The organism is Chitinophaga sp. (genome assembly GCF_036569125.1).
In the GTDB taxonomy this organism is placed as follows: domain Bacteria; phylum Bacteroidota; class Bacteroidia; order Chitinophagales; family Chitinophagaceae; genus Chitinophaga.
The window spans coordinates 1-7,830 of the sequence record NZ_DATCRF010000301.1 but is presented as its reverse complement, the minus strand read 5'-3'; the positions used below and the strand labels follow the sequence as shown (position 1 = coordinate 7,830).

Below are 7,830 nucleotides of genomic sequence, written 5' to 3'. Positions count from 1 at the left end.
AAGGCCTGGATGGCGGGGTTGCAGGAATCTACTCCTCTTTCCGCAGTCATTGGGGCACGCAGATCTTTACACAATTATTCAATGGTGGAACCGACGAAATGATCAGGGGCGGTGCGGCTGATGTGCAGCACAACTTTACCTACTCATCCCTGATGAAGAGTAATACCAACGACTATAGCGGCTTTTGGAACAGTATGTATATAGACATTAACACTGCTAACGGGGTGCTGCAATATGGCCCCGATGCGCAGATGGATGAAGGCAAGAAAGCGCAGCTATTGGCCCAGGCAAAATTCCTTCGCGCATTTTGTTATTTCCAGCTGGTGACCACCTTTGGAGATGTGCCGTTGCATCTTACTTTCAGTACCGAAGTAACAGCAGCCGATGCCAGGTCGCCAATGGCCGAAGTGTATGATGCGATCATAAAGGATCTGCAGGATGCTGCAGCACAGCTGCCTGACCAGCCGGCTCCCGGGTTGGGCAAACCAGCCTATAAAGCCACTGCGCTGTACCTGCTGTCAAAAACGTATTTATGGCGTGGATGGTCTGCTGCCGCCAAGGGAACTGACTTTACCGATGCCTTTAATACTGCTAAAAGCATTATTGATAATAAAGGTGTTTACGGCCTTGACCTGTGGCCTGTTTTTGCCCAGGGCTTCCTGGAAGGCAATGAATACGGACGGGAAACGATCATGGTCATTGACCATAACAAAGACCTGAAGTTTGGTGAGAATTCCCAGACAGGTACAGGCGCGAGCAACCTGAAAGAGAATAAATCCAATTTCTTTTTCCGGCCGAACTATCCTACCGTGAATGCCAGCTATCCCGCCGCAGGCGGGGCTTATGTTTGCGTGCGGGACGTGCAGAACGGGCGTCCATGGCAAAGGATAAGGCCCAATATGCGCTATGTGCTGGATGTGGCTTTTGCCAACAGGGCTACTGATTCCCGGTATGATGGTACTTTTCAAACCATCTGGCTATCCAACAGTGTACCGGGTTCTGTTAAAGGTACTACGGGCGCCGCTACACCGCGCGGTACACTTGTTAATGGCGTTGATACGGCCATCTGGATAGCTGACAAGGTGGTTACGCCGGCCGAAAGAGCGGCTTTCAAAGGAATTATTTTTGAGCCGGATTATCTTCCCGGTGCAACGGTGCCTTACACCAGCCTGCTTTTCCCTTCTTTGCGCAAATGGGATGATTCCACAAGAGCTGATATGAACGACTATTCTGACAGGCCTTATATCCTGTTCCGTTTTTCGGAAGTGTACCTGATCGCAGCTGAAGCCGCGCTGAAAGGCGGCGGCACACTACAGCAGGCTGCGGATATGCTGAACGTGCTGAGGATCAGGGCTGCACTAAAACCCGGGCAAACTCCCGCTCAATATGCCGCTGCGGTGGCTGCACAAACTATTACGCCGGCCCAGGTAACGCTGAACTTTATTCTTGACGAGCGAACAAGAGAGCTCTATGGTGAATGTAACAGGTGGTACGATCTTTCAAGAACGAAAACACTTGTTGCCAGGGTTAAACAGTATAATGATGAAGCAGCGGCCAACATTGTACCGGAGCACATGTTAAGACCCATCCCCCAGCAGCAGATAGACCTGGTGACTGAAGGCCCTGCGTTTCCGCAGAACCCCTGGTATGGAAACTAAGCAGGAAGCACAGTAAGATTTTCAACCATACATCGTTTGAACCCCTGTTCTCAAATTGCCGGCGGACCTGCCGCCGGCAATTATAAGAACGTCCACGTTTTTGAATTACAAACCTCAAAATTGAAAAACCATGAAAGAAAACCCAATTAACAAATTAACTATGAAAACAAACCTTTTCCTCAGAAGCCTGGGAATCCCATTCCTTTTCGGCTTAATGGTTTCCTCCTGCACCAAGCAGCATTTAAATGAAGCAAGCTTCAATGGTAAAAAAAGAAATGTTACGGAAAGCGCTGATGTTGGTATACTGGCAACTGCCACAATTGATGCCAATACGGTACAACAAACCATCCAGGGCTTTGGAGGCATGAGCGTTCCAATATGGATAGGCGACTTAACGGCAGACCAGCGGACAAAAGCCTTTTCTGCCAGCACGGGAATTGGTATGAGCATTCTGCGCGTGATGGTGCCCACTACCAGCAGCCAGTTTGCCGCTGAAAAACCCACCATTGATGCCGCCAAGAGTTTTGGAGCGAAAGTGATTGCCACCGCCTGGAATGCGCCTTCATCTATGATGGACGGGCTTTACCTGAGAGCCAGCGCATGGGGCAGCTATGCTGCTCACCTAAAGGCCTATACGCAGGCGGTAGGGGGCGTTTATGCGCTGTCGCCATGGAATGAGCCTAACTATATGGCTTCCGGCTGGATGCATGCCTCCGCCACGGAGATAGCCAATTTTGTAGCTGCCCAGGGCGATAATTGCGGCGCACCCATTATGTGCCCGGAGCCATTTAATATGGACCAGACTTTTATTAATACTTATCTGCGCAATGCTACAGCAAAGTCCAAAACCCTTTTTGTAAGCGGGCATATTTATGGTAAAACGCCGTATAATTTAGGCAGCATCGGTAAATCGGTATGGATGACGGAGCATTACACCAATTCATCCATCAGCGGTAACGACTGGCCGAACGCGATGAATGCGGCCAAAGAGATCCACGATTGTATGACGGCCGGGTGGGCTGCTTATGTGTGGTGGTACATACGCCGGTTCTATGGGCCGATAGATGAGAGCAGCAACATCACTAAAGTCGGTTATGTTATGGCGCACTTTGCACGATACATCCGCCCGGGATATACGAAAATTGCCTGTCCTGCGAATCCCACTACAGGCATATATACCACCGCTTACAAGAGCGGTTCAAAAATTGTGATCGTTGCCATTAATACCAATACCGCAATCACCTATCAGCCCTTTACCATCAGCGGGGTAACGGTTAACAGCTTTAACCGTTATGTAACCACCAGCTCATCGAACCTGGCATCCAGCACCCTTAGTATTTCAAATAATGCTTTCGGGATCAACCTGCCTGCATCCAGCATAACCACCCTGGTTTCCAACTGATAGCCATCTTCTAACCATATTTGTAAATAAACAACGCTAAATAAGCGGCGGGAATGTGCCGGTTATTTAGCGTTGTTTGTTCTATTACCTGAAACCCGGAAAACATTGTAAATTGACCCGTCAAAGCGTTTTACGGTATCTCTTTGTGAGCAAATTTCTATGGGTACTAAATTACAGGTAAAAGATAAAAGCGAGTCGGGTAAGCCGATCAAGATTGCCCCGTTCAGGAAAGAGATCAGGAAAACTACGCCCCATAAGCATAATAACTACTTCGAGATCCTGTACCTTTCGCAGGGCAACGGTTACCATTATATCGATTCGCGGAAATTTGAGGTGGCGCCTCCGGTTATGTACTTCATCCGGAAAGACAAAGTGCATTACTGGGAGCTGGAGAGTGAGCCGGATGGGTTTGTTATCATCATCAAAAAGGCATTCATCGAGGAAAGCCTGGACAGTGAGCTGAAATCCCTCTTTACACAGATCAGCCGGGAAAGCTGCATCTTCATAAAAGATAGCGCCACAACCAATATGCTTTTTGAGCTGCTTACGGCAACAAATAAAAAAGAAGGGAAATATGCTTTTCACATAACGGAAGGCTTGCTGAAAGCCCTGCTGGCCCATGTGCTGGAAGATGTGGAACCCCTTACCGGAAAAACAGCGGTTTCCGCTAATCTGTATCAGTCGTTCCTTTCGCTGCTTGACGCTGAGCAAACAGTAAAAAATAAAGTACACTACTACGCGGAAAAGCTTAGCACCTCTCCGCAAAATTTAAATGCGGCCTGCCGCAAGGCGGTTAACCAGTCTTCGGAGGATGTGCTGTCTGAATTTATTATCAGTGAAGCCAAACGCTTGCTGCTGTATACAGATAATACGATCGCTGAAATTTCTTTTTTGCTTGATTTCAATGATCCGTCGCACTTCGTTAAATACTTCAAGCGCAAAACCGGGCAAACTCCCCTTTCATTCCGGAAGAACGGTTGATACCGTCATGTTTTCAATTATACCAACACTGATGCCGCTTTAATTTTATATTAATACCACAATATTTTCAAATATACCATAAAACGGTGCGGTTATTTGCAATATTTGCGCTCACCACCATTACCGCAGGTGTAGCGCATTTACCCTATAGTCTGCTTTTTCCAAAGTTTGATGAATTATCACTGCCTTTTAAATAAACGAATATGTACAGCATGCCGTTGAGGCTATTATGTTTCATTTGCCTGTTGATGAACACAGAGAGGACTTTTTCGCAATCATCAACAGGTACACTGAGGGAGCTGTTGCAGCTGGCGGAGGACAACTATCCATTATTAAGATCCAAGGCATGGGAGGTAAAGGCAGCCGAAAAGGCGGTCACCACCAGCAGGAACACGCTTATTCCTTCACTGGATGCCGCCTACCAGGTGAATTATGCCACCTACAACAACATTACCGGTATGGCATATCCGCAGTTCCTGGTACCTATCAGCGGCCCGCCCTCCGCAGCTAACCATTATGATGGCGTATTTGGCAGCGCTACCAGCTTGTTGCTGAACTGGCAGCCGCTGACTTTTGGGCAACGGAGCTCCCAGGTGGAGTTTTCCAAAGCGGGAATGCAGCATGCCCGGGCAGATGCAGGGAATGAAGTATTTCAGCATAAGATCAGGGTGATCAACGCCTATCTCGATATTATTACTGCGGCTGAACTGGAGAAAGTGTACCAGGAAAACCTTGTCCGTACGGAAGCAACTTTATCAATCGCCAGATCATTGGTGGTAAACGGCATTAAGCCGGGTGTAGATACAGCCTTGCTGAAAGCAGAAATGTCAAAGGCAAAGGTGGAATTGCTGAACAGCCGCAAGTATAAAGAACAAACGATCATAACACTTTCGGGGCTGCTGGCTATGGACAATGTACCGGCTGTTACCGATACCAGCTATTTTACAAAGTTACCCGCTGCTTATGTGCCTGCAGATACGGTGAAAAACCCGTTGCTTTCCCTTTATCACTCCAACATTGAACTGAGTAAAGCCCGCAAAAAAGTGTTGGGAAAAACGGTTATGCCCACCCTGGGCATGTGGGGCACTGCCTATGCAAGAGGTTCGGGAATTGATTATAGCGGCAATGTGAAAGCTGCAGACGGCCTGGCTTTTCAACGATACAATTACGGTGCAGGCTTGCAGCTAAGCATTCCCATCCTGCAGTTTGCAAAGATAAGATCACAGGTGCGGCAGCAGGATCTGCTGATCCGGTCTGATGAGGAAAAGCTGAACGAGGTAACGCTGCAGGTCAGGAAACAGGATCAGCTGGCCGATACTACCTTTAGCACTGCACTGTTGATATCGAAAGAAACACCGCTGTATTACGAATCTGCCGGCTTCTCGTATAAGGCCATGCAATCCCGCTACCAATCCGGATTGGCCAATTTTGCGGACCTGATGCAGGCACAGTATGCCCTGGTAAAAGCAGCCGCGGATAATAAAACCGCTTATATGGCTGTGTGGAAAGCGCTGTTGTTTAAAGCAGCTGTGAATGGGGACCTTAATTTATTCTTAAACCAGGTTAATTAGCAAGGATATGATCCGATTAATAGCAATGGCATTGCGTAAGCCGCTGGCGGTGGTGGTAGCCTTTATAGGGATTGTCTTTTTCTCATGGCTGAGCATTAAGAACATGAAAATTGACATTTTCCCTAAAATGGGATTGCCCACCATCTATGTGGCGCAACCCTATGGCGGGCTTTCTCCGGAACAAATGGAAGGTTTTATTACATCGTACTATGAATACCATTTTTTGTATGTAACCGGGGTAAAGTATGTTGAATCAAAATCCATCCAGGGTGCAACCATCATCAAAATAGAATTTAACGAGGGTACGGATATGAGCCAGGCAATGGGGGAGGTGGTAGGTTATGTGAACCGCTCCCGTGCGTTCATGCCTCCCGGTACCGTGCCTCCTTTTATTACCCGTTTTGATGCGGGCAGCGTACCGGTGGGGCAGCTGGTGTTCACTTCTGAAACACGCTCCCTGGGCGAGATCCAGGACCTGGCGCTCTTTAAGGTAAGGCCCATGTTCTCAACGCTGCCCGGTGTATCGGCCCCGCCGCCTTTTGGAGGTAACCAGAAAACAGTGATCATAAAAGTAGATCCGGAAAAGATCCGGAACTACAACCTGTCGCCGGATGACGTGGTACAGGCGCTTGCCAGGTCTAACAGCATTACGCCGGCCGGTAACATCCGGGAGGGCGATCAGACCCTGATCACTTCTCAGAATGCCGTGGTGGAGAATGTAAAGGAGCTGGAGAATATACCGCTGAAGCTGGGCGCGGGCCCGGCGGTGTATGTAAGGGATATAGGCAATGTGGAGCTGGGCTCCGATGTAACAACCAGCTATGCGCTCATTAATGGAAAAAGGTCGGTATATATCCCGGTTACCAAACGTGCCGACGCTGCCACCTGGGACGTGGTGCAAAGAGTGAAAGCTGCTTTGCCGGATATGCAGGCAGCGGTGCCGGATGATATTAAAGTAACGTATACGTTTGACCAGTCGGGCTATGTGATCAATTCATTAAAAAGCCTGACAGCGGAAGGGATCCTCGGCGCAGTGCTTACCGGGTTAATGGTGTTGCTGTTCCTGCGCGATCTCCGGGGAGCGCTTATTGTGGTGATCACTATTCCGCTGGCGCTGTTGTCGGCTATTATTTGTTTGAGGATCTTCGGGCAAACCCTGAATGTGATGACGCTGGGCGGCCTGGCGCTGGCTATTGGTATTTTGGTAGATGAAGCAACGGTGACGATTGAAAATATACATCATCACCAGGAGCAGGGAAAATCAAAATCAAAAGCGATCTGGGATGCCTGCCGGGAGATTGCGCTGCCAAAGCTGCTCATCCTGCTTTGCGTGATCGCCGTATTTGTACCGGCCCTGTTTATGACCGGCATTCCGGGCGCCATGTTCCTGCCTTTATCGCTGGCAGTAGGTTTTGCGATGATCGCTTCTTTTATACTTTCCCAAACAGTGGTGCCGGTATTTTCTCATTGGTTGCTGAAAGACCGCATCCGGGAGGGAGAAGCGCATGCTGCCCAACGATTCCAGCGTTTCCGGATACGTTATGAGGAATGGCTTAAAGGCTTTGTAAAGAATGCGTCCTGGACAACCCCGCTGTACCTGGTGCTGGCAGTGGGATTAACGGTGATCGGATTTTATTGCCTGGGTACGGAGATCTTCCCGAAAACGGATGCCGGCCAGGCGCAGGTACGGTTACGGCTACCCGCAGGTACCCGGGTGGAAAGAACGGAAGCGGCTACCCAGCAGCTGCTGCACCTTGCTGATAGTATTTCCAATGGCCAGATCGGGATCAGCTCTGCATTCGTAGGTGTACAGCCTTCCAGCTACCCGGTGAACCTGATCCACCTCTGGACAAGCGGGCCGCATGAATCGGTAACAAAGATAAAATTGAAGAGCGGCGCCGGTATGGCCATTGAAAGTTTTAAAGAAGCATTGCGGAGCGCTGTCAAAAAGGAGATCCCAGCGGCAACATTATCTTTTGAGCCGGGCGATATGGTGGAGCAAGTGGTGAACATGGGAACGGCTAACCCCATTGAGATTGCTGTTATGGGAAAGAACCTTTCCCAAAGCCGGAAGATTGCCGGTGAGCTGAATAAAAAATTGCAGGCGATCCCTTACCTGCGGGATGTACAGATTGCTACACCGCTGGAGTACCCGGGTGTTAAGCTGAATATTGACAGGGTAAAGGCCGGTCAGCTGGGATTAACCGTGGATCAGATC

General features: G+C 49.1%; 5 protein-coding genes. All 5 read left to right on the top strand.

Translation table 11 applies throughout. The annotated features are described in order from the left end of the window. A partial coding sequence (locus tag VIM87_RS11120) for a RagB/SusD family nutrient uptake outer membrane protein (protein ID WP_331997060.1) occupies positions 1-1,658 on the top strand: 1,658 nt, incomplete at its 5' end. Between the two features lie 160 nt (positions 1,659-1,818). Beyond that, complete coding sequence (locus VIM87_RS11115) at positions 1,819-3,060, top strand: hypothetical protein (RefSeq protein ID WP_331997059.1); 1,242 nt, start codon at positions 1,819-1,821, stop codon at positions 3,058-3,060. A 159-nt stretch (positions 3,061-3,219) separates the two neighbouring features. Then, positions 3,220-4,041, top strand: a complete 822-nt coding sequence (locus VIM87_RS11110; protein ID WP_331997058.1) for a helix-turn-helix transcriptional regulator — start codon at positions 3,220-3,222, stop codon at positions 4,039-4,041. 248 nt (positions 4,042-4,289) lie between these two features. Then, a complete protein-coding gene (locus VIM87_RS11105) occupies positions 4,290-5,612 on the top strand; it encodes a TolC family protein (RefSeq protein WP_331997057.1) in 1,323 nt (440 codons plus the stop codon). A 7-nt stretch (positions 5,613-5,619) separates the two neighbouring features. Further along, a partial coding sequence (locus VIM87_RS11100; protein WP_331997056.1) for an efflux RND transporter permease subunit occupies positions 5,620-7,830 on the top strand: 2,211 nt, incomplete at its 3' end.